Annotated in this window: 23 protein-coding genes, 3 tRNA genes and 1 riboswitch; of the genes, 16 read left to right on the top strand and 10 right to left on the bottom strand. The window is 59.1% G+C overall.

Going from position 1 to position 25,458, the window contains the following annotated elements:
* The 4 genes from QU481_RS20590 to thiM all read right to left on the bottom strand — a co-directional run.
* A partial coding sequence (locus tag QU481_RS20590) for a transposase domain-containing protein (RefSeq protein WP_435382750.1) occupies positions 1–205 on the bottom strand: 205 nt, incomplete at its 3' end.
* 154 nt (positions 206–359) lie between these two features.
* Positions 360–1,157 (bottom strand): bifunctional hydroxymethylpyrimidine kinase/phosphomethylpyrimidine kinase, encoded by a 798-nt coding sequence (gene thiD / locus QU481_RS20585; protein WP_289831886.1) that lies wholly within the window; start codon positions 1,155–1,157, stop codon positions 360–362.
* Entirely contained in the window at positions 1,154–1,804 is a 651-nt protein-coding gene (gene thiE, locus QU481_RS20580) for a thiamine phosphate synthase (RefSeq protein WP_289831885.1), read from the bottom strand. The genes thiD and thiE overlap by 4 nt, the downstream gene beginning before the upstream one ends.
* Positions 1,801–2,601: a hydroxyethylthiazole kinase gene (thiM, locus tag QU481_RS20575; RefSeq protein ID WP_289831884.1), complete on the bottom strand. Its 801-nt coding sequence runs from the start codon at positions 2,599–2,601 to the stop codon at positions 1,801–1,803. The genes thiE and thiM overlap by 4 nt, the downstream gene beginning before the upstream one ends.
* A gap of 40 nt (positions 2,602–2,641) precedes the next feature.
* Positions 2,642–2,736, bottom strand: a riboswitch (TPP riboswitch).
* A 174-nt stretch (positions 2,737–2,910) separates the two neighbouring features.
* Between thiM and QU481_RS20570 the strand changes: the two genes are divergently transcribed.
* Complete coding sequence (locus tag QU481_RS20570) at positions 2,911–4,368, top strand: aminoacyl-histidine dipeptidase (protein WP_289831883.1); 1,458 nt, start codon at positions 2,911–2,913, stop codon at positions 4,366–4,368.
* Positions 4,369–4,658: 290 nt separating this feature from the next.
* On the opposite strand, the gene QU481_RS20565 is transcribed toward QU481_RS20570, so the two are convergent.
* The 3 genes from QU481_RS20565 to QU481_RS20555 all read right to left on the bottom strand — a co-directional run bounded on the left by QU481_RS20565 (position 4,659) and on the right by QU481_RS20555 (position 8,168).
* Positions 4,659–5,354, bottom strand: coding sequence for a Bax inhibitor-1/YccA family protein (locus QU481_RS20565; RefSeq protein ID WP_289831882.1), 696 nt, complete (start codon positions 5,352–5,354; stop codon positions 4,659–4,661).
* Positions 5,355–5,832: 478 nt separating this feature from the next.
* Positions 5,833–7,296, bottom strand: coding sequence for an amino acid permease (locus QU481_RS20560; protein ID WP_289831881.1), 1,464 nt, complete (start codon positions 7,294–7,296; stop codon positions 5,833–5,835).
* 227 nt (positions 7,297–7,523) lie between these two features.
* On the bottom strand, positions 7,524–8,168 hold the full coding sequence (locus tag QU481_RS20555; protein ID WP_289831880.1) for an alanyl-tRNA editing protein: 645 nt from the start codon (positions 8,166–8,168) through the stop codon (positions 7,524–7,526).
* 345 nt (positions 8,169–8,513) lie between these two features.
* Here QU481_RS20555 and QU481_RS20550 point away from each other — a divergent pair.
* From QU481_RS20550 to QU481_RS20510, 9 genes are all read left to right on the top strand, one after another.
* Positions 8,514–8,598, top strand: a tRNA-Leu gene (locus tag QU481_RS20550).
* Between the two features lie 947 nt (positions 8,599–9,545).
* Entirely contained in the window at positions 9,546–10,853 is a 1,308-nt protein-coding gene (gene tig, locus QU481_RS20545) for a trigger factor (protein ID WP_289831878.1), read from the top strand.
* Between the two features lie 22 nt (positions 10,854–10,875).
* Positions 10,876–11,502 carry an ATP-dependent Clp endopeptidase proteolytic subunit ClpP gene (clpP, locus tag QU481_RS20540; protein WP_289831877.1) on the top strand — a complete coding sequence of 209 codons (627 nt, stop codon included), beginning with the start codon at positions 10,876–10,878 and terminating at the stop codon, positions 11,500–11,502.
* Between the two features lie 22 nt (positions 11,503–11,524).
* On the top strand, positions 11,525–12,805 hold the full coding sequence (clpX, locus tag QU481_RS20535) for an ATP-dependent Clp protease ATP-binding subunit ClpX (protein WP_289831876.1): 1,281 nt from the start codon (positions 11,525–11,527) through the stop codon (positions 12,803–12,805).
* A gap of 154 nt (positions 12,806–12,959) precedes the next feature.
* Positions 12,960–15,377 carry an endopeptidase La gene (lon, locus tag QU481_RS20530; RefSeq protein WP_289831875.1) on the top strand — a complete coding sequence of 806 codons (2,418 nt, stop codon included), beginning with the start codon at positions 12,960–12,962 and terminating at the stop codon, positions 15,375–15,377.
* A gap of 157 nt (positions 15,378–15,534) precedes the next feature.
* Complete coding sequence (locus QU481_RS20525) at positions 15,535–15,804, top strand: HU family DNA-binding protein (protein ID WP_289831874.1); 270 nt, start codon at positions 15,535–15,537, stop codon at positions 15,802–15,804.
* A gap of 27 nt (positions 15,805–15,831) precedes the next feature.
* Positions 15,832–15,908: transfer RNA gene (locus tag QU481_RS20520), tRNA-Val, on the top strand.
* A gap of 6 nt (positions 15,909–15,914) precedes the next feature.
* Positions 15,915–15,991, top strand: a tRNA-Asp gene (locus QU481_RS20515).
* Between the two features lie 78 nt (positions 15,992–16,069).
* Complete coding sequence (locus QU481_RS20510) at positions 16,070–17,908, top strand: SurA N-terminal domain-containing protein (RefSeq protein WP_289831873.1); 1,839 nt, start codon at positions 16,070–16,072, stop codon at positions 17,906–17,908.
* 94 nt (positions 17,909–18,002) lie between these two features.
* Here QU481_RS20510 and sodB read toward each other — a convergent pair whose 3' ends face one another.
* The gene (gene sodB, locus QU481_RS20505; protein WP_289831872.1) at positions 18,003–18,584 is read right to left on the bottom strand and encodes a superoxide dismutase [Fe]; all 582 of its coding nucleotides are present in this window, start codon (positions 18,582–18,584) and stop codon (positions 18,003–18,005) included.
* A gap of 112 nt (positions 18,585–18,696) precedes the next feature.
* Here sodB and QU481_RS20500 point away from each other — a divergent pair, with 112 nt between their 5' ends.
* Entirely contained in the window at positions 18,697–19,872 is a 1,176-nt protein-coding gene (locus QU481_RS20500; RefSeq protein ID WP_289831871.1) for a BaiN/RdsA family NAD(P)/FAD-dependent oxidoreductase, read from the top strand.
* Between the two features lie 123 nt (positions 19,873–19,995).
* Here the strand turns inward: QU481_RS20500 and QU481_RS20495 are convergent, their stop codons facing one another.
* Positions 19,996–20,325: a hypothetical protein gene (locus tag QU481_RS20495; RefSeq protein ID WP_289831870.1), complete on the bottom strand. Its 330-nt coding sequence runs from the start codon at positions 20,323–20,325 to the stop codon at positions 19,996–19,998.
* Positions 20,326–20,473: 148 nt separating this feature from the next.
* On the opposite strand from QU481_RS20495, the gene QU481_RS20490 reads away from it, so the two are divergent.
* Both QU481_RS20490 and QU481_RS20485 read left to right on the top strand, forming a co-directional pair.
* On the top strand, positions 20,474–20,809 hold the full coding sequence (locus QU481_RS20490; protein WP_289831869.1) for a YMGG-like glycine zipper-containing protein: 336 nt from the start codon (positions 20,474–20,476) through the stop codon (positions 20,807–20,809).
* 449 nt (positions 20,810–21,258) lie between these two features.
* Positions 21,259–21,552 (top strand): GYD domain-containing protein, encoded by a 294-nt coding sequence (locus QU481_RS20485; protein WP_289831868.1) that lies wholly within the window; start codon positions 21,259–21,261, stop codon positions 21,550–21,552.
* Between the two features lie 186 nt (positions 21,553–21,738).
* Here the strand turns inward: QU481_RS20485 and QU481_RS20480 are convergent, their stop codons facing one another.
* A complete protein-coding gene (locus QU481_RS20480) occupies positions 21,739–22,647 on the bottom strand; it encodes a LysR family transcriptional regulator (protein WP_289831867.1) in 909 nt (302 codons plus the stop codon).
* A gap of 112 nt (positions 22,648–22,759) precedes the next feature.
* On the opposite strand from QU481_RS20480, the gene QU481_RS20475 reads away from it, so the two are divergent.
* The 3 genes from QU481_RS20475 (at position 22,760) to catA (ending at position 25,224) form a co-directional block, all read left to right on the top strand.
* A complete protein-coding gene (locus QU481_RS20475) occupies positions 22,760–23,869 on the top strand; it encodes a muconate/chloromuconate family cycloisomerase (RefSeq protein WP_289831462.1) in 1,110 nt (369 codons plus the stop codon).
* 44 nt (positions 23,870–23,913) lie between these two features.
* On the top strand, positions 23,914–24,204 hold the full coding sequence (catC, locus tag QU481_RS20470) for a muconolactone Delta-isomerase (protein ID WP_289831463.1): 291 nt from the start codon (positions 23,914–23,916) through the stop codon (positions 24,202–24,204).
* Between the two features lie 99 nt (positions 24,205–24,303).
* Positions 24,304–25,224, top strand: coding sequence for a catechol 1,2-dioxygenase (catA, locus tag QU481_RS20465; protein ID WP_289831464.1), 921 nt, complete (start codon positions 24,304–24,306; stop codon positions 25,222–25,224).
* Positions 25,225–25,458 lie beyond the last annotated feature (234 nt).

Below are 25,458 nucleotides of genomic sequence, written 5' to 3'. Positions count from 1 at the left end.
GATCGAGATGAGCGACGACCTCCGGGATGGACTGATGCCGGTACATCGCCAACGCAATGACCAGCCAGACGGCCTGTTCGGCCGGCAATCTACGCCGCCGCACGCTGGCTTTGCCGGTCACTGCAAGTGCGTGGGCGATCCATGCCGGGTCAATTTGCTGAGAAAGTGCAGAGAAATCAGGGTGTTTATGAGCCTTGCTTACCATCTGGACCAACGTGAGGGAGTCAACTTGGCCGGAATATGAGCAAGATTCGCACCATGAAAAATGCCGTTCACTTGCTTAAGTGAACGGCATTACGCCAATCGGCGTGCCTTTTTTCATGCTCAACGCTGGCCGAACCGTTCGGCCAACATTGCCCTCACCACCAGGCGTGAAAGTGATGCACCGGGCCAATGCCGTGGCCAACCTCAAGCCGATCAGCCTGCGCCAGCGCGGCGTTCAACCAGGTCTTGGCTGTCGAAACGGTGGCGACCAAATCCGGTTGCGGCGGACGCAGCGCCGCGAGTGCCGCCGACAGCGTGCAGCCGGTGCCATGGGTATGTCGGGTGACGATGCGCGGTGCGTCAAACTGCTGCACGCCATCGGACGTGATCAACCAGTCCGGGCTGGTCTCGCCACCGAGGTGCCCCCCCTTCATCAACACCGCTCCGGCGCCGAGCGCCAGCAGCTTCTCTCCCTGACGCACCATCTCGTCCTCGTTCTGCGCCTCGGCCACGCCGAGCAACGCCGCCGCCTCTGGCAGGTTCGGCGTGATCAGGCTGGCGCGCGGCAGCAGTTCGTCGCGCATCGCCACGGTGGCGTCCTGCTGCAGCAACGGATGACCGCCCTTGGCAATCATCACCGGGTCGAGCACCACGAACGGTGGCGCCCACTCGGCCAGCGCCGCCGCCACTGCACGGATGATGTCGGCGTTGGCGAGCATACCGAGCTTCACCGCATCGACGCGGATATCCTCGAACACCGCGTCGCACTGCGCGCGCACAAATTCCGGTGGTGGAGTGTGCACTGCCTGCACGCCACGGGTGTTCTGCGCGGTCAGCGCAGTAATCACCGACAGGCCGTAAGCGCCGAGCGCCGAAAAGGTCTTCAGGTCGGCCTGGATGCCGGCGCCGCCGCCGGAGTCGGAGCCGGCGATGGTCAGCGCGTGAGGAATCATGCTGCCACCTCGCGCGCGCTGGCGATGGTCGCACCCAGTTGCACGCTAGCCGCGGCAGGGTCGGTCGCGGCGCAGATCGCAGACACCACCGCCACACCGTCGGCACCGGCGCCGATCACCTCGGCCGCCTGCGCAATGCCAATGCCACCGATCGCCACCGCCGGTAGCGGCTTCTCGACCAAGAGTTGAGCCAGCTTCACTACACCCAGCACCGGGTTCGCGTCCTCCTTGGTACCGGTCGGATACACCGGGCCGACACCGATATAGTCGACCAGATCAGCATCAACGCCGCGCAGATCGGCCAGACTCGACGTCGACAAGCCGAGCAACTTGTTCGGCCCGATCAAACGGCGTACCACATGGGCCGGCAGGTCCTTCTGGCCGACGTGTACCCCGTCAGCATCGGCGGCAAGCGCGATGTCAACATGGTCATTGATAATCAAAGGCACGCCGCGCGGCGCGAGCAACGCCTTGAGATCGACGGCCAGCGCGAGCCACGCACGCTTCTTCCATTCAGGCGCCCGCAGCTGCACGACAGTGGCGCCGTTGCGAGTGGCTAGGTCGGCGGTTCGCAGGGCTGCAGCATGACCGCCGCACATGTCCGGGTCGAGCACCAGATACAGGCTCAAATCGAAATCAGGTTTCATGACAGAGCGCCCTCCAGGGCGGCAGAATCGATAAGGGACAACTGGTCGAGCAGCGCAACGGCGAAGCGGCCCGGCATCGGCGCATGATCTGCAGCCAAGCCTCCGGCCACCGCCATCGTCGCGCAAGCGCTGGCGACGGCGATGAGCCTGTCGGAAGCGCCGACCAGAAAGGCGGCGACCAGAGCCGACAGCGAGCAGCCAGTGCCGGTCACGCGAGTCAGCAGCGGATCACCGGCAGCGATCGCCAGCACGCGCTCACCGTCGGTCACATAGTCGACCGCACCGGTCACTGCAACCACCGCGCCGCAGCGCTCGGCCAACGCACGCGCCGCGTCGACGGCCGCTTCGCTACTGTCCTGGCTATCCACGCCACGCCCTGCACTGGCCAAGCCCGCCAGCGCGCGGACTTCCGACGCGTTACCACGAATCGCAGTCGGTCGGGCATCGAGCAGCTCACGGCAGAAATCGGTACGGAAGGCGAGGGGACCGGCCGCCACCGGGTCGAGCACCCACGGTGTGCCGGCCTGGTTGGCCGAAGCAACGGCCAGGCGAATCGCCTCGGCCTGCGGCGCGGTCAGCGTGCCAACGTTGACCGACAAGGCCCCGGCGATCGCAGCAAAATCGGCGACCTCTTCGCGTGCCACCACCATCGCGGGGGCAGCGCCAAACGCCAGCAGCACATTAGCGGTGAAATTGGTCACTACCGAGTTGGTCAAACAATGGACCAGCGGCGCCGTAGCACGAACGCGGTTCAGTTCGCGCCCGGCGGTATGGCCAGACAGGGAAAGGTAGGTCATCGCATCCTCGCGGCAAATCGCGCGGGAAGCGACGGCCGGACAGGGGCCGCCGTGACTTCCCTACGCTGGCATGATCCAGATCAGGTACTTACGGGTATTTCTCAGCCGCCGACAGCGGCACCCCGAGTCACGTGCAAATTCAAACGTCGATTGTGCAGAGCCGCCTGCCATTCGTCAACGCAGCCGCAGCGCATGCATGGAACGCCTATCGACGCCGTGATAAAGTGGCGGGCTACCCCCACACCACACAAAAAAAATCGGCCGCCGCGATCCGGCGCCGCAATTAATTAGAGAAATAAGGACCCTTTCGTGAGCGTATTTGCCGATCTGCAGCCCGAACTGATCTGGAAACACTTTCAGACCCTGTGCGAGATTCCGCGCCCCTCCAAACACGAGGAGCAACTGCGCGACTATCTGAAGGGTTGGGCTGAGCTGAAGGGCCTCACCACCCACGTCGACTCGGTCGGCAACCTGATCATCCGCAAACCGGCCACGCCTGGCTATGAAAACCGTCCGGGCGTGATCCTGCAGGGTCACCTGGACATGGTGTGCCAGGCCAACTCGGACACCGTGCACGACTTCTTCAAGGACCCGATCCGCCCAGCGCTGAAGGACGGCTGGCTGGTCGCTGAAGGCACCACCCTCGGCGCCGACAATGGCATCGGCGTCGCCTTCGCGCTGGCTGTGCTCGATAGCGACGACCTCGCGCACGGCCCGATCGAGGCGCTGTTCACCCTTGACGAGGAAGCCGGCATGGGTGGCGCCCTCGGCCTCGACACTGGCATCCTAAACGGCGAGCTCTTGATCAACATCGATACCGAAGAGTGGGGCGAGTTCTATCTCGGCTGCGCCGGCGGCATCGACGTCAACGTGCGCCGTGACTATCCGGAAGTGGACGTGCCGGCTGGCTTCGTCGCCCGCCAGATCGCGGTGAAGGGCCTCAAGGGCGGCCACTCCGGCGCCGACATCCACCTGGGCCGCGGCAACGCCATCAAGATCCTGGTGCGACTGATCCAGCAGCTGTCGCGCGAAATTGAGTTGCACATCGCCTCGATCAAGGGCGGCACCGCACGCAATGCGCTGGCCCGCGAAGCCTTCGCAGTGCTCACCATCGCCGAGTCCGATGCCAGCAAGCTGGACGCTGCAGTCGACGCCTTCCAGGCACTGATGCGCGTCGAGCTGGCCGATGTCGACGACGGCGTGACGCTGACCATCATCGAAGCACAGGCCGAGCAGGTGATGGCCGACGAATATCAGGTCGCCATCCTCGACGCCCTGCACGCCGCACCGCACGGCGTGAAGCGCATGAGCCAGCGCGTCACTGGCGTGGTCGAAACCTCGAACAACCTTGGCGTGGTATCGATCGGCAACGGCAAGCTGTTCGCCAACTTCATGGTGCGCTCACTACTCGACAGTGGCTTCGTCGCGCTGGCCGACGAAATCGAGAGTCTGTGGAACCTGATCGGCGCCGACGTCGAGCGCGAAGGAGGCTACCCTGGCTGGGCACCGAACCCGGCCTCGAAGCTGCTTGCACTGTTCCAAGACGTGTACCGCCAGGAATTCAACGCCGAAGCGAAGACTCAGGTGATCCACGCCGGTCTCGAGTGCGGCATCCTCGGCAGTAAGTACCCGCACCTCGACATGGTGTCGTTCGGTCCGGACATTCGCGGCGCACACGCTCCGGGCGAACGAGTCAATATCGAGTCGGTCGGCAAGGCCTGGCAGCTGCTGAAAGCCGTGCTGGCGGCTATCCCGGCCAAGGCCTGACCCAAAGCAGGTCGAAGGAACAGTACCAAAAAGAAAGGGAGCGCATCGCGCTAATGCCGTTCACTTAAGGAAAAAGCACCGCCCACCAAGGTGGAAAAACGGTGCTTTTTTGTTACTTCCAAGCGTTCTTCGAAGCTAAAATCCGGACTGAACGGCTTAAGTGAACGGCATTAGCGCATCGCGCTCCCTTTTTCATGTCACCCGGCCATGTCTTGCGTCAGCAAAACCAGCCGTTGGCCATGAAAAAAGCGCCGGAAACACCGGCGCTCTTAATCAGTGGCTCAGCCAAGTTAGTTGCGATCGTTACCGGTAAAGGCCATCAGCAGCTGAAGCAGGCTGGTAAACAGGTTGTAGATACTGATGTACAGCGTCAGGGTGGCCGACACGTAGTTGGTCTCACCACCGTCGACGATGGTCTTCACCTGCCACAAGATCATCAGCGAGCTGAAGATCGAGAAAGCCGCGCACAGCGTCAGCTGCAGCGCCGGCAAGCGCAGGAAGACGTTGGCGATCACCGCCACCATCAGCACCACCGCCCCGACAGTCAGGAATTTGGTCAGGCCGGACAGGTCGCGTTTAGTTGTGGTGGCGATACCAGCCATCACGAAGAACACCACCGCGGTTAGCCCACCGGCCATCACCACCAGTTGCGGGCCGTTGGCCAGGCGCAGCGCCACCTGCAGCAGCGGGCCGAGCAGCACCCCCATGAAAAACGTCAGGCCAAGCAATAGCACTACGCCCACGCCACTATCCTTGTTCTTCTCGATGGCGAAGAACAGGCCGTAGATCACCGCCAGCAGCAGCAGGGTCGACATCATCGGGCTCGCCGCCATGAAGGCGAAGCTCATATTGGTGCCAATCACAGCACCGATCACGGTCGGCACAAGCGACAGGGCGAGCAGTGCATAAGTATTGCGCAGCACCTTATTACGGGCCGCACTGAGCGTCGTCGTTTGATAAGACGTCGTCTGAAAGTTCGGTTGCATAAGTAGTTGGTCTCCTCTAAACGGGGCATTGACTCGTGACATGACTATGACAAGCCATATAGTCGGGAGTTTCTCCCCAGTAGGCTAGCAAAATATGCCACTTGGCGTGTGTACATTCTGTAACACAGCAGTCGCCACGAAAAAACACCATCGCCAAGCCAGAAAATGAATACAGGTACAACAAAGAAAAGCCCCGCCAAAGGCGGGGCAAAAGGAAATACGCACATACAAAGGAGAAGCTGGACAACCAGCGGCGAACAAACTCTCCGGCCATGGGCCGTTCACAAGTTTAAGCCTGCTCGCCGCTGATTGCACTGCACTCTGAGAATAAGGGCTACCTCCAGCCTTTCAATGGCCACTTACAATTTGGCCACCGACCGTCACAAACCGTCACAATACCCACCTGTCCTCTATCTGCAATGATCCTTGATCAGCAAGCCAAGTCCTGGCGGACTCCTTCTAGGCACAAAGGCGGACCTCAATCGAGACCCCGCTCGGGATGCCGCAATATTGAATGATTCCGCCCGTAGAAAAAGTAGAAGATCATCCCGATCACCAGCCAAACGACCAGCCTCAGCCATGTCACAAGCGGCAGGCCGACCATCAGTAGCAGACAGAGCAGAATGCCAAGCACTGGCACCACCGGCACACCCGGCGCGCGAAATGGCCTGGATGCCTGCGGGTCACTGCGCCGCAGATAAACCACTGCACCACAGACCAGAACAAACGCGAACAGCGTGCCGATACTGACCATCTCACCCAACACATTGATCGGCGTCAGCGCCGCAGCCACCGCAACGAGGGTCCCGATCATCATCTGGCTCAGGTAGGGGGTGTGCAAACGTGGGTGTACGCGGGTAAACAACCGCGGCAAGAGGCCGTCTTGTGACATCGTGAAGAAGATACGGCTTTGCCCATAGAGCAACACCAAAATCACCGTCGTCAGCCCTGTTAGTGCGCCGACCTTGATAAGAATGGAAAACCACCCGATGCCGATCACATCGACCCCCTTGGCGATCGGGTCTGGCACATTGAGCTCGATGTAAGGCACCAGCCCCGAGAGCACCCCCGCCACCGCGATATACAGCAAGGTACAAATAGCGAGCGACCCCAGAATGCCTATCGGCATGTCTCGCCTCGGATTTCTCGCCTCCTGTGCCGCAGTGGAAACAGCATCGAAGCCGAGAAAGGCAAAGAACACCACCGCTGCGCCACGTAGAATTCCGCTTGTACCGAAGCTGCCAAACTCGCCGGTATTCTTGGGGATGAAGGGATGCCAGTTGGTCGGGCGAACAAAGAAGACGCCAATCGCAACGAAAGCCACTACGACAAACAGCTTGATTGCGACCATGATATTGTTGAGGCGTACCGACTCTTTGGTCCCCAGCACTAGCATGGTTGTCAGCACCACAATGATGAAGACGGCCGGTAGGTTGACGATCCCTGCCACTTGAGTGCCGTCCGGCATCTTGACTATGACGCCGGGTGATGCTGTTAGGCTGGGGGGGATATTGATGCCAGCGTTGCGCGATAGGCTCACGAAATAACCCGACCAGCCGACTGCAACGGTTGCCGCGCCCATCGCATATTCCAGGATCAAGTCCCAGCCGATGATCCATGCAAATAATTCGCCCAGCGTGGCATAGGTATACGTGTAGGTGCTACCGCAGACAGGCAGCATCGCTGCCAGTTCCGAATAGCAGAGTCCGATAAAGGCACAAGCAGTCCCGCCCAAGATGAACGACAGGATGATGCTAGGTCCTGCGTACTGGGCCGCCGCCGTACCTGTTAGAACAAAAATTCCCGCCCCGATGATCGCCCCCACCCCCATCGCCGTGATACTGAGAGCCCCCAGGGTTCGCGTTAGACAGAGCGGGCCACTTTCACCGCTTTTTACGATAGCGGCAATGGATTTACGCGCCATATAACCAGTTTCAGCCATGGGAAACCTCCCAGTGGACTATAGAATGGGCGCGAATCGAATCGGCTCGCGGGGCGGTGGTGGGGTGGGGATGGTATGCAGCGACGGTGTCATGACCGTCGCGTGGGATGAGTGCAGTCTAGACCGGATCAGACCGGGAGTGAAATTGCATGACTTCGGTCGTAGAGGTGGGCAAGGGCAAGGCCCTAGCTATCTGGCGCCAGGCACCTCGACTATGCTCCAACATCTCACATGCGCACTAGCGTGATTTCGATGCGCTCCTTCCCCTTACCAATGTTCTTCCTTTTTAGTTTGAGTGCACCGATTTCCGAGGTTGACCGAGGGTGAGTGCCGCCACAGGCCATTCTGGCAAACCCCTCGACTTCCCAGTAACGACGTTCGACCACCTCATCGGAGAAGGCGGTGACAATAGGCAGGCCCGCTGTCAGCAAGGTCTCAACCCTGGCCTCGATCTGCGGAAACAGGACAGCAATGCTTTCGGCATAAGCAAAGTCGATACGCGCCTTGTCTGCCGCAATATGCGCCCCGATCCGCTCGATGCCGGGATGGAGCTGATAGACCAGTTGCAAAACCATCTCGGCTGCGAAGTGCAAGCGCATCAGCCGATAGCGCCGCTCCCAGTCGATGAGTATCTCGACTTCGCAGCCCACTTGCAGCCCATGATCTGGAGGAAGCGTATAGACGATGTCTGAGCCATTCTTTTCCGCTGCCAGCACAGAAACCCCAGCCAGCGTGCCCGAGTCGCTCTCTTGACCACCAGAGAAGGCGAAGAAAATCGTTTCCTCAAGACAAACATGCTCCTTGTCGACGGCCGACACTCGGGTTTTATGAGCAGTGCGATAAGGGTCTTGCCAAAAGATCTTACGTGTCATGAATAGCCTCGATCGGTTTGCACTCTATTCAGGCCATCAATCATAAGGCGGCTCCCCCGCCTTACGCTCAAACAATCGTGTCGACATCCCCCATCAATTATCCGGGTAACGCCAAGGGTGTCTTCACCTACAGCGGCAATGCCAACGAAGTGCAAAACGCCTTGTATGCTCTGCCAAGACCTGCCTGCCAATACGGCAAAGCGAGTTGACACGCGGCTGACAACCCCGAGATAGACCTGTCCGCGTGATTTGACCCGTTTCTTGGCTTGCCGAGAACGCCAGCTTTCTGTATGCTCCGGGTTCTCTGATTCGGCCAAGCCCGTGACCGAATCGGTTGTCACCAAAGCGAGCGTGGCGGAATTGGTAGACGCACTGGATTTAGGTTCCAGCGCCTTACGGTGTGGGAGTTCGAGTCTCCCCGCTCGCACCAGCAAGATAATCCCTGATTTTTTCTAGCACTTTCTCGGCAATTACAGATCTCTAGTGGGCTAACACCCTCTTTACATCTTTCTGCCGCTTCCATTTCCGTATACAGAACTGACAGTTTGCCCTGACTGCAGCCGTAGAAAACTCTGCCTGACAACCGACTAACAATCCGAACATACGTGATCGGCAAGTTGACCTGCCAGCTCGATGCGCTTGTTCAAGCGCAAGAATCAGGAACGTCGTCTTAACGGCGATCTAAATTGATGGCAACCTCAGTCAACCAAGTCAGTCTTGGAGAGATGCAACCGGCCAAACGGCCGACAGAGTAGAAAAAGGCCAGCCCGAGGATCAACCTGTTACAAGGAAGTCACGAGCAACCGACAAGACCGACGCAACCCCACACCCACAGGTCCATTGTCACAGCGCTTAACAGCGCCTTCGTCACGTCGCATCCTCCTGGGCGAAGCAGCTGTTCACAGTCCGGCGCAGGCGAACGGCGTCGACCAGCACCTTGAACGCCTTGCGGGCTGTTCCAGCCACGACATGGTGGTTAGCAGATAGAACGCCTGCCTGGCCTTATTCGCCCCCAGCGCCGGGCTTTCCCCACCAAGGATTCACATCAGAGGTAGGTGGCGCAGGTGTTAGCCATGTACGATCGTTCCTTGTATACTTTGATCCTTTAAAATTCTGCCCTGGCTCGCTGGTTCTGCCGCGTCAGTGCACGAAACCGGCCAGGGAGAAGCGCCCGTTCACCAGTCCAAAGGGGAGGGTGGATAGGGTTTCTTTAGTGGAAACATGGGTTTGACCCTGTCAGAAAACAGAATGTCAGGGCTTTGTCTCATGGCGCCGCGCAGCGAGACTCTTGGGTCGGCGCGATGCGTTGGCAGCACGAAATGGTTCGTGCCACTCTTTCCCGGGTTACTCAACTCGCACAAGTTCTAAGGATTTAGCATGCAAGTACAACTGGAAACGTTGAGCAATCTCGAACGTCGCATGGATATCGCTCTGCCGATGGCCGATATCGATGCTAAAGTGACCGAGCGCCTGAAGCGCGTGGCACGCAACGCCAAAATCCACGGCTTCCGCCCGGGCAAAGCCCCGCTGAAGATCGTTGAAGCCAACTACGGCGCCGAAGTGCGCGAAGAAGTGCTGGGCGAAGCTGTACAACAGGGTTTTTACCGCGCAGTTACCGAGCAGAAGCTGCGCGTGGCAGGCTACCCGCGTTTCGAGCCGGCCGCCGCTCAAGCCAATAAGGACAACTTCCAATTCTCGGCTACCTTTGAGGTGTACCCGGAAGTGAAACTCGGCGAGCTGGCCGACAAGGAAGTGGAAAAGCCGGCTGCCGACGTAACCGACTCCGAGATCGAAAAGACCATCGAGATCCTGCGCAAGCAGCGCACCCGTTTCAACCGCGTTGAGCGCGCTGCTGCTGCTGGCGACCGCGTAATCATCGACTTCAAGGGCACCATCGACGGCGTTGCCTTCGAAGGCGGCTCCTCGGAGAACTTCCCGTTCGTACTGGGCCAAGGCCAGATGCTGGCCGACTTCGAAACCGGCGTAACCGGCATGAAGGAAGGCGAGACCAAGAACGTTGAAGTAAACTTCCCGGCCGATTACCACGGCAAGGACGTAGCCGGTAAGACTGCCGTGTTCGAGATCACTGTCAAGAACGTGGCCGAAGCCACTCTGCCGGTCGTCGACGCCGACTTCGCCAAGTCGCTCGGCATCGCCGACGGCGACGTGGAAAAGATGCGCGCCGAGATCAAGAAGAACGTCGAGCGCGAAGTGAAGCGCCGCCTGGCCGCCCGTACCAAGGAAAACGTCATGCAGGCGCTGCTGGATACCACCAGCATCGAGCTGCCGAAGGCTCTGGTACAGCTCGAGATCGGCCGCCTGATGGAGCAGGCCCGTCAAGACCTGGCCCAACGCGGCATCAACGCCAAGGATATGCCGCTGCCGGCTGACCTGTTCGAGAAGCAGGCCGAGCGCCGTGTTGCCCTCGGCCTGATCCTGGCCGAAGTGGTCGAAGCCAACAAGCTGGAAGCCACGCAGGAACAAGTGAAGGCGATGATCGAAGAATTCGCCGACAGCTACGAGCAACCGGAAGACGTAGTGCAGTGGTACTACGCCAGCCCGGATCGCCTGGAAGGCCCGACTTCGATGGTTCTGGAAGACAATGTGGTTGAATTTGTGCTGTCCAAGACCAAAGTTGTTGAGAAAGCCGTCGCTTTTGACGAACTGATGGGCAACCAAGCCTAATTGCAATCAACCGGAGTGGCCGATGAAGTCGATGATGGATCCGCAAGCACTGGGCCTTGTGCCCATGGTGGTAGAACAGAGTGGTCGTGGCGAACGCGCCTACGACATTTACTCGCGGCTACTGAAGGAACGCATCGTGTTCCTGGTAGGGCCGGTCACCGACGAATCGGCCAACCTGGTGGCAGCGCAGATGTTGTTCCTTGAGTCGGAAAACCCGGACAAGGACATCTATTTTTATATCAACTCCCCTGGTGGTTCGGTAACCGCCGGCATGTCGGTCTACGACACGATGAACTTCATCAAGCCGGACGTCTCGACGCTCTGCCTCGGCCAAGCGGCCAGCATGGGAGCGTTCCTGCTGTCGGCAGGGGCGAAAGGCAAGCGCTATGCGCTGCCGAACAGCCGAATCATGATCCACCAGCCGCTGCTTGGCGGCCTGGGAGGTCAGGCTTCGGATATCGAAATTCATGCGCGCGAACTTCTGAAGATCAAGGCCCATTTAAATGCGCTGATGGCGCAGCACAGTGGCCGCACCGTTCAGGATCTCGAGCGCGATACTGACCGCGACAACTTCATGTCGGCAGCCGAAGCGCAGGCCTACGGCCTGATCGACCGGGTGCTAACCAGTCGCGCGGACGCACAGGGCTAAGCCTAGGCACGGAAACCAACGCATGTCAGATAAATCCGGAAACGACAAACTGCTGTTTTGCTCGTTCTGCGGCAAGAGCCAGCACGAAGTCCAGCGCTTGATCGCAGGTCCGCAGGTCTTCATCTGCAACGAGTGCGTCGAGCTGTGCAACGACATCGTGCGCGAAGAGCTGAGCCAAGCCAAGCTGGGCGAGGCAACGGAAGCGGCCGAGACGAAACCGCTGCCTGTTCCGCAGGAAATCCGCGCCACGCTCGACCAGTACGTGATTGGCCAGGAGCACGCCAAGAAGTCGCTGGCGGTAGCGGTATACAACCACTACAAGCGCCTCTACACCCCGGCATCGGACAAGGACGAGGTTGAGCTCTCCAAGAGCAACATTCTCCTGATCGGGCCGACCGGCTCGGGCAAGACTTTGCTCGCGCAAACGCTTGCACGCCTTCTGGATGTGCCGTTCGTGATGGCAGATGCCACCACGCTGACCGAAGCCGGTTACGTGGGCGAGGACGTCGAGCAGATCATCCAGAAGTTGCTCGCCAAGTGTGACTACGACGTAGAGAAGGCACAGCGCGGCATCGTCTATATTGACGAGATCGACAAGATTTCGCGCAAGTCGGACAACCCGTCGATCACCCGAGACGTGTCGGGCGAGGGCGTGCAGCAGGCGCTGCTGAAACTGATCGAGGGCACGGTGGCCTCAGTGCCGCCGCAGGGCGGCCGCAAGCACCCGAACCAGGAGTTCATCCAGGTCGACACGACCAACATCCTGTTCGTCTGCGGCGGTGCCTTCGATGGCCTGGGCAAGATTATTCGCCAGCGTTCGGAGAAGGGCGGCATCGGCTTTGGTGCGCAGGTGGCATCGAAAGACGAGACCAAAAACCTGTCCACTCTCTTCAAGGAAGTGGAGCCGGAAGACCTGATCAAGTTCGGCCTGATCCCCGAACTGATCGGCCGTCTGCCGGTTGTAACTACCCTCGAAGAGCTGGACGAGGAGGCGCTGGTCACCATTCTGACCCAGCCGAAGAACGCCCTGGTGAAGCAGTACCAGCGCCTCTTCTCGATGGAAGGCGTTGAGCTGGAAATGCGTCCGTCGGCGCTGCGCGTGATCGCCAAGCTGGCACTCGCCCGCAAAACCGGCGCACGCGGTCTGCGTTCGATCATCGAGCGCGCCCTGCTCGACACCATGTACGAATTGCCAGCGCTGTCCGACGTGGTCAAAGTAGTGGTCGACGAGAAGGTGATCGAGAAGGGCGACAAGCCGCTGCTGATCTACCGCGACAAGGGCGAGGTTGCCCAGTCGGCCTGATCGGCGTCGATTCGACCTTCAAAACCGCCCCGCACAAGGGGCGGTTTTTTTATTTGCTCCCCCGTCGATCTGAATTAGTATGGGAGAGCTTGATTTTTCCTGGCTCCCCCCAAAATCAAGCCTTACACAATGACGAAAATAAAGGTTAGGTGATATGCCGCAACCCACCGAACTGAAAGATCCGACAACACTGCCGCTATTGCCCTTGCGCGATGTGGTTGTGTTCCCCTTTATGGTGATCCCGCTGTTCGTCGGGCGCGCCAAGTCGATTCGCGCGCTCGAAAACGCGATGGACGAGGGTAAACAGATTCTGCTGGTCGCTCAGCGCACGGCTTCGCAAGACGAGCCAAGCGCCGACGACCTCTACAGCGTCGGCACCGTCGCATCGGTTCTGCAGATGCTCAAGCTGCCGGATGGCACCGTTAAGGTACTGGTCGAAGGCCGTCAGCGCGCACTCGTGAAAGAAGTGCGCGAAGAGGATGGCTGCTTCGTCGCCGACCTGTCGTTCGTTCCTCTCGAAGACGATGAGGGAACCGAGACCGAGGCGATGCGCCGCGCACTGCTCGCACAGTTCGAACAGTACGTCAAACTGAACAAGAAGATCCCACCGGAAATCCTGTCCTCGCTGTCGGGCATTGAGAAAGGCGGCCGCCTGGCCGACACCATCGTCGCCCACCTGCCGCTCAAGCTCGAGCAGAAACAGGAAGTGCTGGAGATGTTCGAGGCCAAGAAGCGCCTCGAACACCTACTGGCGCAACTGGAAGGCGAGATCGACATTCTGCAGGTCGAAAAGCGCATCCGCGGCCGCGTGAAGCGGCAAATGGAGAAGAGCCAGCGCGAGTACTATCTGAACGAACAGGTCAAGGCGATCCAGAAGGAGCTCGGCGAAGGCGACGAAGCCAGCGAGCTGGACGAGCTGGAAAAGCGCATCAACGCGGCAGGGATGAGCAAGGAGGGCAAGGAAAAGGCCCTGAGCGAGCTCAAGAAACTGCGAATGATGTCGCCGATGTCGGCCGAAGCCACTGTCGTGCGCAACTACATCGACACCCTGCTTGATCTGCCATGGAAGAAAAAGACCAAGATCAACAAGGACGTCGCCAACGCCGAGGAAGTACTTGAGGCGGACCACTTCGGCCTGGAGAAGGTCAAAGAACGCATTCTCGAATACCTCGCAGTACAGCAGCGCGTCGACAAGCTCAAGGCGCCAATTCTGTGCCTGGTTGGCCCACCTGGTGTCGGCAAGACCTCGCTTGGCCAGTCGATCGCTCGTGCGACCAACCGCAAGTTTGTGCGTATGGCGCTCGGCGGCGTACGAGACGAATCGGAAATCCGCGGCCATCGCCGCACCTACATCGGTTCGATGCCGGGCAAGGTGCTGCAAAACATGACCAAGATCGGCGTGAAAAACCCGCTGTTCCTGCTCGACGAGGTCGACAAAATGGGCGCAGACTTCCGCGGCGACCCGTCGTCGGCACTGCTGGAAGTGCTCGACCCGGAGCAGAACCACGCCTTCGTCGACCATTACGCCGAAGTCGAATTCGACCTGTCCGACGTGATGTTCGTCGCCACCGCCAACTCGCTCAACATCCCGCCGGCACTGCTCGACCGGATGGAAATCATCCGCTTGTCCGGCTACACCGAGGACGAAAAGGTCAACATCGCGCTGAAGTACCTGGTGCCGAAGCAGATGAAGGCGAATGGTCTTAGCGAAGAAGAAGCCACCATTCAGGAGTCGGCACTGCGCGACATCGTACGCTATTACACTCGTGAAGCCGGCGTGCGCAGTCTCGACCGAGAGATCGCCAAGATCTGCCGCAAGGTAGTGACGGCGCAGTCGCTGAAGAAGAGCAAGACCACCAAAACCACCGTTTCGGCGAAAAACCTCGATAAGTATCTGGGCGTGCAGCGCTTCGACTTTGGCGTTGCCGAGGCAGAGAACCGCGTTGGTCAGGTCACTGGCCTCGCCTGGACCGAGGTCGGTGGCGAGCTGTTGACCATCGAAGCCGTGGCACTGCCTGGCAAGGGCAACATCATCCGCACCGGCCAGCTCGGTGAGGTGATGCAGGAATCGATTCAGGCCGCGCTGTCGGTGGTACGCAGCCGCTCGGAGGCGCTGGGCATCAAACCCGACTTCTACGAGAAGCGCGACATGCACATCCACGTGCCAGAGGGTGCCACACCAAAGGATGGCCCAAGCGCCGGTATTGCGATGACGACCGCGATCGTATCGGTATTGACCAGCATTCCGGTGCGCGCCGATGTGGCGATGACCGGCGAGATCACCCTGCGCGGCGAAGTGCTACCGATCGGCGGATTGAAAGAGAAACTGCTGGCAGCGCACCGTGGCGGCATCAAGCGGGTGCTGATTCCGAAAGGCAACGCCAAGGATCTGGTGGAAATTCCAGCCAATATCAAACAAAAGCTGGAAATTCATCCAGTTAAATGGATTGATGAAGTCTTGGCCTTGGCGCTCGAACGGCAGCCCGAGCCGCTTGACGAAGTGGACGTCGCGGACCTTCCTGGCATCAAAGCGGAAGAGGGTGTCACACCCCCAGTCAAGCTGACTCATTAAGGCGCCATTTTCCTTGCCGAGAAGGGCTTCCAGTCGGCGCTGCGAAGTGGCAGAATGCCCCTGGAAGCCGCTTGACACAAGGATTTTGGCCTTGCTATAAAGCAAGCGGTTTTTATCCGAACGACGTACAACGAAGAACGACGAAAGGGGACTTAACGTGAACAAGTCTGAATTGATCGATGCTATTGCCGCTCATGCCGACATCTCCAAGGCATCGGCCACCAAGGCACTGGACGGCGTCGTTGCTGCCGTGACCGAAGCGCTGCAAAAGGGTGACTCGGTAACGTTGGTAGGCTTTGGCACTTTCTACGTTGGCGAACGCGCCGAGCGTAGCGGTCGCAATCCGAAGACTGGCCAGACCATCACGATCCCGGCGGCTCGTTCCCCGAAATTCCGCGCTGGTAAAGCACTGAAAGACGCGTTATAATTTTTTCGCCCTGTGTTGAGGGCGTTTGGGTGATTAGTCTCAGTTGGTAGAGCGCTGCCTTCACACGGCAGAGGTCACTGGTTCGAGCCCAGTATCTCCCACCAAAATCCGGAGCGGTAGTTCAGTTGGTTAGAATACCGGCCTGTCACGCCGGGGGTCGCGGGTTCGAGTCCCGTCCGCTCCGCCAATCATGTAAAAAAGGTGAACGAACTCGCGTTCACCTTTTTTTTCACTTGTCCCGGTACGCTCAGTTATTCGGATTACCATGTTCGATTTTGTACAAAACAACAGCGTTGCCATCAAAGTCATTCTCGGCGCCGTCGCGCTGACATTTGTTGGCTTTGGCGTTAGCAGCTACTCCTCGATCACCGATGATCCCTACCTTGCCAAGGTAGATGGCACCAAGATTTACAAAAAGGACTTGGACCGCGCACTGGAAGGGCAACCCGCCGACGCCGCGACTCGCCAAGCGGCACTGGACAACCTGATTCGGCAGGACCTGTTGCTGACAGATGCCAAGCACGCTGGGCTGGTTGCCTCGACCGATCAGGTTCGCCGAGCTATCGCTGCCATCCCTGCCTTGCAGGAAAACGGCCAGTTCAGTGCCTCCCGCTACAAGGACTTCCTGCAGGCGCGCTATATGACCCCTGAAGCCTTCGAGGCGCAAATTGCCCGCGAAGTACTGCTGCAGGGACAGATTTCCACCTTCGTAGCTGGCCAATTCGTGTCGCACACGCAAGTCGACTCCCTCGCAAAACTGCTTGGTGAGCAGCGCACCGTCCAGGTCGCCGTACTGCAACCGCAGAGCGTGGCGGCCGACCTGAAGCTCGACGATGCCACACTGAAAGCCTACTACAACGCCAACGCAAAGCGCTTCCGTGCCCCGGAGGCTATCAAATTGCAATATGTCATGCTATCGCAAGCAGCCCTGGCCGATACGATCAGCGTCAGCGATGCCGAGGCACAGAAATTCTTCAACGAGCATAGCGCCGACTTTGGCAAGGAAGAGCGACGCGTATCACACATTTTGCTGACCGTACCTCAGAACGCTACCGCCGCGCAGAAAGCCCAAATCAAGACACAGGCCGAAGCCATCCTGAAGCAAGTGCGTGCCAATCCGGCTAAATTTGTTGAGATCGCCAAGGCCCGCTCGCAAGACCCGGGCTCTGCGGCCAATGGCGGCGACCTGGGCTTCTTCGGTCGTGGCGTGATGGTGAAGCAGTTCGACGATGTGGCATTCAATATGAAGCCCGGGCAGATCAGCGAAGTTGTTGAAACGCAGTTTGGCTATCACATCCTGAAGCTGGACGATGTGAAGACTCCGGATTTTGCCACCGCCAAGGATGCGGTGATTAACCGCTTGAAGCAAACCAAGGCCGGAGCCTTGTTCCGTCAGCAAGCCGATCAGCTGAACGAACTGGCCTACCAAAATGGTGACTCGCTGCAGGCTCTGGTCGATAAGCTAAAACTTAAGCCTGAGACTAGCGACTGGCTTAGCCGTGGCAAGGCGAGCAGCAATCCACGTCTCGCCAATCCGAAGGTGCTGGATGCAGCGTTCAGTGACGACGTGCTGAAGAAGAAGCACAATAGCGAGCCGATCGACATAGGCAATAACACACTCCTGGTTGTACGCATTGCCGAGCACCAGCCGGAACACCAGTTGACGCTGGACGAGGTGAAGCCACAGGTTCGCAACGAGCTGATTGCCCGTGATGGCGCGAAGCTGGTCGAGAAACGTGGGCAGACGGCCTTGGCCGAACTGCAGAAGGGCGGCTCGCCGGTGCTGGCCTGGAGTGCAGCGCACCAGGTATCGCGCAACAATCTGGCTGGCCTGCCGCTTAGCGATGCGCGCAGTGTGTTCTCGCTGTCGGGTGCTAAGCTGCCAGCCTACGCAGGTGTGAAGCACGACAACGGTGACTACATTATCTACCGTGTTAATGCCGTGACTGCGGCTCCGGCGCCTAGTGGCGCCGAGCGGGCCCAGTTGAATAACGCACTGGGAGAAGTGTCAGCAAACGCTCAGCTGTCGGCCTATCTGCAGACGCTGCGTGAAGAGTACAAGGTGACCATGCCGAGACAGGCTCAGGCTGTAGATCAGCAATAAGCCCAGGCTTGGAGGGTGGCGTGAGCGTCGCCCTTGAGCCAAAACAAAACGCGAAGCCTGCGGGCTTCGCGTTTTTTGTGATGCTACGGGTGGGTTAGGCCGCGAAGTTCTTGGCGACGAAGTCCCAGTTCACCAGCTTCCAGAACGACTCGAGGTAGTTCGGGCGGCTGTTGCGGTAGTCGATGTAGTAGGCGTGCTCCCAAACGTCACAGGTCAAGAGCGGGGTCTTGTCAGTGGTCAGCGGGGTTGCAGCGTTGCTGGTCGACACGAGGTCCAGCGAACCATCGGCGTTCTTCACCAGCCAAGCCCAGCCGGAACCGAAGGTACCAGCGGCAACGGCGTTGAAAGCTTTCTTGAACTCGTCGAACGAGCCCCACTTGGCGTTGATTGCGTCAGCCAGCGCGCCAGCTGGTGCACCACCGGCGTTCGGAGCCAGGCCAAACCAGTAGAAAGTGTGGTTCCAAACCTGAGCCGCATTGTTGAACACGCCGCCGGACGATTTCTTCACGATCTCTTCCAGGGTGGCGCTCTCGAACTCGGTGCCCTTGATCAGGTTGTTCAGGTTGGTCACGTAGGTCTGGTGATGCTTGCCATAGTGGTACTCCATGGTTTCCTTGGAGATGTACGGGGCAAGGGCGTCAAGCGCGTACGGCAGTTCCGGGAGTTTGTGTTCCATCTAAGGCTCCTTGTTGTTGAATTGATCAGCATGATTCGACTGACCGGGGAATAGTACTGGAATTGACAGGCTCTCGCCAATAGTTGACTAAATAACTAGGATTTATCTCGTTATGTCTCGATATTTCGACGTCATCATCATCGGAGCAGGAGCCGCGGGATTAATGGCCGCGGCCAGCGCCGGTCAGCGCGGTCGACGCGTTTTGCTGATCGATCACGCGGTCAAGCTGGCAGAGAAGATCCGCATCTCGGGCGGTGGGCGCTGCAATTTCACCAATCTGAATGTACGACCGGAATGTTACCTTTCGGCCAATCCGCACTATGTGCGCTCCGCCCTGGCGCAGTATAGCCAGCACGACTTCATTGCGCTGGTGGAACGCTATGGCATCGCCTACCACGAGAAGACGCTCGGTCAGTTATTCTGCGACGAGTCGAGCCAGCAGATCATCGACATGCTCGACGCTGAATGTCGCACCGGCAATGTCGAACGGGTGATGGGGGTCATCGTCGACGAGGTCGGCCGGAGCGACCGTTTCATACTGAAAACATCGCTGGGTGAGCTGGCGAGTGAGTCGCTGGTGGTGGCGACCGGCGGCCTGTCCATCCCGCAGATCGGCGCAACGCCGTTCGGCTACCGGTTGGCAGAGCAGTTCGGCCAGACCGTCACTGAGTTGGCGCCAGCCCTGGTGCCTCTGACCTTCCACGTCGAGGATGCTGAACGCTTCGCACCGCTAGCGGGCATTGCGCTCGATGTCGAGGCACGCGCCGGCAAGGCCAAGTTTCGCGAGAATGCACTATTTACACACAAGGGCGTATCCGGCCCAGCCATACTGCAGGTGTCGTCATACTGGCAAGCAGGCGAAGCGTTGACGCTCGATCTGCTGCCTGGGGTAAACCTGGATGCCGAGCTTGCCGAACGCGAAGGCAGCGAACAAAAGCTTGCTAACACAATGGCCGAGCTGGGCTGGCCAAAGCGCTTCGCCGAGGTTTGGCTGGCCGGGCAGGGGCTCGACATCCGGGTACGCGAGCTATCCGCCAAACGAAGCCGCCAACTGGTTGAAGCAGTGGCGCGCTGGTCGCTCCTGCCAAACGGTACTCAGGGTTACAAGAAGGCCGAAGTGACCCGTGGCGGCATCGACACCAAGCAGCTCGACTCGAAGACGATGATGTCCAAATCGGTGCCGGGGCTGTTCTTCGTCGGCGAGGTAGTCGACGTGACCGGCTGGCTGGGCGGCTACAACTTCCAGTGGGCATGGTCGTCCGGTTATGTGGCGGGGCAACACTGCTAGGGCCACACCGGCCTTGGCCACACCGCTAGCGATTGAACAGGAAAGTAGCAGAGGTCGCTATGCGAACTCATGCCAAATGCATCGCCAGATCCAGCCAGACACGGCAGTAGAGAAAACGCAAGCTCATCGCAGACTGACGAACTTGCCGAGATTGGCCTCCATAGTGGCTTCACTGAGGGTATCGCGTAGCAGCGGAATGTCGACCAGACAGGTGGAGGCGGGAATGCCAGCGCGATTGAAGCGCACCAGCACCTCATAAAGACCGACCAGCAACGCGCAACGTGCCCGAACGATAGCCAGCACAACGGGATCAGGCGGAAACAGTTCAGACACCGGTACCTCGATGCGGCGCCAGCGTTCGCAAATCCTGATTGAGTCCAAGAGCGTCAGGTAGCCGTCCTGGAGTCGACGCAAGTCAGCACCGCTGGCCTCGCCAATATCGTCCAGAGTCATCTACCTATGATAGGCCAGCACCGCTTACAGAACAGCCAGAGGCTCCGGCCAAGGGGGCTTCGCTCAACAATTGCAAACAGCTCAACACAAACAGTCACACACAATCGCAATATGATGAAATCATAAAATCGTTTTGGAGAATAAATACATGAAAAACAAAATCTTGATCCCCGCCATCCTCTTGGTGGTCCTGGCAGGTACCGCACACGCAGACGGCTCCACCATCCTTGGTGGTGCCTTGGGGGGCGCGGCGGGTGCCGCCGTCGGCGAATCACTGGGCGGCCGCAACGGCGCCGTGCTCGGCGGCGCCCTGGGGGGCGGCGTCGGCGCCGCGATCGGTCACGACTATGGCCGCACGCCATCGGTCGGTTACAGCGAACCTCGTCGCTATGACCACCCACGTTATTACGACGATTGGGGCGACGGCCACCGTGGCCGCGGTTATTTCTGCCCGCCGGGACAAGCCAAGAAAGGTCGATGCTGAAGCATCACATCCGCCTTCTGGCTAGGGTCGAGCATTGCTCGGCCCTTTTTCTTGGGTCTGGCAAAAAGACAGGCCGGAGAGCGGATCCGGCAAACGAATGGGCCTGAATGCCTACCGCTTGCCGCCCAGGCATCGGATCGCAAGGGGTGTCGACTATGCTTATGGGGGCGCCAAACGGTGGGCCTTTCAAGTCCGCGATTGCCCGGCCTTCACTCGACACATCATCATAAGGCCCGATGTGTACGGGAGGTCATCGATAGTTGCTTAGGGCTACTACAGTGCAGCAGTCCTGCTCGCCACTCTGCCGTAGAAAGCAAGGTTTACCTTACCGACGTTCCTGCGCGGCCAAGGCGATTTCGTCAAAGCAGCAGTACAGGGAAATGCGGCAGGGCAGGACACAAGGCTGAAAGGGAGTGGATAGCAGCTCTTAGCCCCGAAGGAGCACAACCATGGCAACGTACATCGTACTGATCAACTTCACCGACCAAGGTATTCGCGCGGTCAAAGACACCACCAAGCGTGCCGCAGCCTTCCGGGAAATGGCCACCAAAGCCGGAGTCACCGTAAAGGACATGTACTGGACGCTCGGTCTCTACGACTTGGTCGTCACCCTCGATGCTCCCGACACGGCCACCATCACCGCCGTCGGCCTCACCCTAGGCGCTGCAGGCAATGTCCGCACACAAACGCTCCCGGCATTCTCTGCTACAGAAATGGATGGCATCCTCACTAAGATGATGTAGCAGGATATCGAACGCACTGGCTCACACCCAGAAAGAGAGGCCCCACGCAATGTGGGGCCGAGTGTCATGCCATGAAAGACAGGAACCCACGCTGATGGGGAGTCCCTTTAATTACAAATGGACCGTGCTATGCCAAGATGCATCCGCCCTCTGACGCACCTCCACTGTCCTGCATGAACAGTGCATCTAGTACTTGATGTATTCCATATGTTCGGCCTCGTAGATGTCGGTAATCAACTCAATAAGCGACTTAATGTCACTAGACTCGTCGAGCAGGCGAGTGCTGAGAATGATCGGTGACACCAGGTTGCGATCCTCCAGCTCCATATAATAGACATCTTCGCGCTTCAAGCCTTGCACGCTGCTGGGCACGATGGCGACGCCTTCCCCGGCTGCCACGAGACCTATCGCGATTTGCAGTTCTCGGGCTTCATAAATTTTCCTTGGCTCCAACCCGCGATCATGAAATGCCGTCAGGACCTGATCGGCAAAACTGGGACGTGGTGATTTCGGAAAAACAATCAGCGTATCCAACAACAGGTCCCGCAGTGTCAGAGCGGACTTGCTTGTCGTCAACGGATGCTCATACGGAAGGGCGACCACCAAGCGTTCCTCTCTCAGCACGATACGACGGACATTGGGGTCCTCATGCCGAATCCGCCCAACGCCGACATCAATTATCCCTTCCTTGAGCGCACTGATCTGCTCCATGGTCGTCATCTCGAGCAAGGTCAGCTCAACCTCATTGTGCTTGGCCCGGAAGCGTCGAATGACCTTAGGCAGCATTCCATACAGCGTCGACCCGACAAAACCGATCGACATTTTTCGCTCCACGGCCCCGATCCGTTTCGTCATTGCCTCCAACTCGACGGTCTGCGACAGCAATTGAAGGGCGTGCGCGTAAAAGAACCGCCCGGCCTCGGTCAGCCTGAGCGGACGTACCCCCCTTTCCAGCAATTGCACCCCTAGTTCGTCTTCCAGTTGCTGGATCTGCCTGCTCAGCGGCGGCTGCGCGATGTGTAAACGCTCAGCGGCACGCGTCACATTGCCTTCCTCCGCGACCGCCACAAAGTAACGCAAGTGCCGCAACTCCATCTCAATACCTCCAAAGTATCAAAAAAATACTAAATCAGTGTTGGACGGCGATAACACCGGTTTGTATCGTTAGCTCAAGCCTTGTTCAGTTCCAACTTTATACTTTAAAGACATGATCCGCTCAATCGAAACCATACTCGTCGATGTCCCGACGATTCGCCCTCACAAGCTGTCCGTCGCCACGATGAGCACGCAAACCTTGGTGTTGGTGCGCATTCAATGTGACGACGGTGTCGAAGGCTGGGGTGAGGCCACCACCATTGGCGGTCTGAATTATGGGGACGAAAGCCCGGAGAGCGTCAAAGTCAACATTGATACGCACATTGCCCCATTAATGATCGGCATGGATGCGCGCAATGTGGCGGCTGTCATGGCGAAACTCCGTAAAACCATTCAGGGCAACCGCTTTGCCAAATGTGCCATTGAAACGGCGCTGCTGGATGCCCAAGCTCGCCGGCTGAATATTCCGCTGAGCGAGTTACTGGGGGGGCGTTTGCGCGATGAATTGCCGGTCGCCTGGACGCTCGCCAGCGGCGATACCCAGAAAGATATTGCCGAAGCGGAAACCATGCTCGAACTGCGCCGCCACCGCATCTTCAAGCTGAAGATCGGCCTGCGCCCGGTCGCCGACGACGTCGCCCATGTACTGGCAATCAAGAAAGCGCTCGGCGATGCGGTCAGCGTGCGCGTCGATGTCAACCAGGCCTGGAGCGAGCTGGAGGCCGTCAACGGCATCGCTGCGCTGGAGGCCGGCGGCATCGACCTGATCGAGCAGCCGATCCGCGCCGAGAACAAGACCGGCCTGGCACGACTGGCGGCCCGTTTCGCCGTGCCAATGATGGCCGACGAAGCGCTGCATGGCCCGCTGGACGCCCTGGAGCTGGCGACCCACGCCGGCGCCGACGTGTTCGCGGTCAAGATCGCCCAGTCCGGCGGTCTGGTGCCGGCCCAGCAAGTCGGCGCCATCGCCCAGCTGGCGGGGATCGAGCTGTACGGCGGCACGATGCTGGAAGGCGCCGTCGGCACCGCCGCCTCGGCCCATCTGTTCTCGACCTTCTCCAGTCTCGCCTTCGGCACCGAATTGTTCGGCCCCTTGCTGCTGACCGAGGAACTGCTGGTCGAGCCGCTGGTTTACCAGGACTTCATGCTGCAAGTGCCGAACAAGCCCGGCCTCGGCATCGACATCGACCGCGACAAATTGGCCCTGCTGCGCCGCCGTTAAGGCCGAGCATTCCTTAAACCGAATCACTTTCAAGGAATACCACCATGCTATTTCACGTGCGAATGGATGTGAATTTACCGCCGTCCATGCCGGAAGCCGAAGCGGCCGAACTCAAGCGTGTCGAGCGCGACAAGGCGCAAGCGTTGCAGGCCAGCGGTAAATGGCGCCATTTGTGGCGCATCGCTGGCCAGTATTCCAACATCAGCCTTTTTGATGTGGATAGCGTGGACGAGCTGCACACCATGATTTCCACCCTGCCGTTATTTCCCTACATGACGATTCAGGTGATGCCGCTGTGCCGCCATCCTTCGTCTATTCGGGATGACGACAAATAAGCCGCGAGCATTGTATTCATCGCGACACCCCCGTCATTAATCAGTCAACCGCCCACCACAATCAGTCTTGTTGATAAATACAACAGAGGAGAAACAGTCATGACACACAATGAAATTGACGCCCTGGTAAAAAACTTCATCGTTGACACCGCCAGCGGTGAGGTCAACTCCCGTATTCAGCAGATCGTGGTTCGTCTGACCAGCGACCTGTTCAAGGCGATCGAAGACCTGGACCTGAGCCCGAGCGAAGTCTGGAAGGGGCTGGAGTATTTCGCCGAAGCCGGCGCGACCCACGAACTGGGTCTGTTGGCCGCCGGCCTGGGTCTGGAACGCTTTGTCGACATCCGCATGGACGAGGCCGAAGCCAAGGCCGGTATCACCGGCGGTACCCCGCGTACCATCGAAGGCCCGCTCTACGTGGCCGGTGCGCCGAAGTCGGAAGGCTTTGCCCGTATGGACGATGGTACCGAGGCCGACCAGGGTGAAGTGCTGTTCATGCAGGGCACCGTCTACGATGCCAACGGCAAGCCGCTGCAGGGCGCCCAGGTCGAAGCCTGGCACGCCAACCTGATGGGCAACTACTCGTTCTTCGACAAGAGCCAGTCGCACTTCAACCTGCGCCGTACCATCATCACCGACGCCAACGGCCGCTACCAGTTCCGCAGCATCATGCCGATGGGCTATGGCTGTCCGCCGGAAGGCACCACCCAACGCCTGCTGAACCTGCTCGGCCGCCACGGCCGCCGTCCGGCCCACATCCACTTCTTCGTGACGGCCCCGGGTCACCGCAAGCTCACCACCCAGATCAACATCGACGGTGACGAGTACCTGTGGGACGACTTCGCCTTCGCCAGCCGTGAAGGCCTGGTCCCGACCGTGAACCGCATCAGCGATGCGGCCGAGATCGACAAGAAGGGTCTGCAGAAGCCATTCGCCTCGATCGACTTCGACTTCAGCCTGAACGCCGAGACCGACGCAGCGCCGACCACCATCGTCGAGCGCAAGCGCGCCAGCGCCTAAGGCATAGCGCGAAGCAGGGCTGCTCTCACGGGCAGTCCTTTTTGGACCTGAGAGGAGAACGGTCATGATCCCCATTTACCCCGATACCGGCGCGAAGCTCAAGACGCTGGACGACTACCTGATCGAGAATCCCGAGACCGGCGACTACCGTGTGCACCGCAGCGTCTTCACCGATGAGACGCTGTTCGAACTGGAGATGAAACACATCTTCGAGGGCAACTGGATCTATCTCGC

The sequence above is a fragment of the Crenobacter oryzisoli genome (assembly GCF_030385785.1).
Classification (GTDB): Bacteria; Pseudomonadota; Gammaproteobacteria; order Burkholderiales; family Chromobacteriaceae; genus Crenobacter_A; species Crenobacter_A oryzisoli.
Note: the sequence above shows the minus strand (reverse complement) of the source record. Positions and strands in the feature narration are given on the sequence as shown.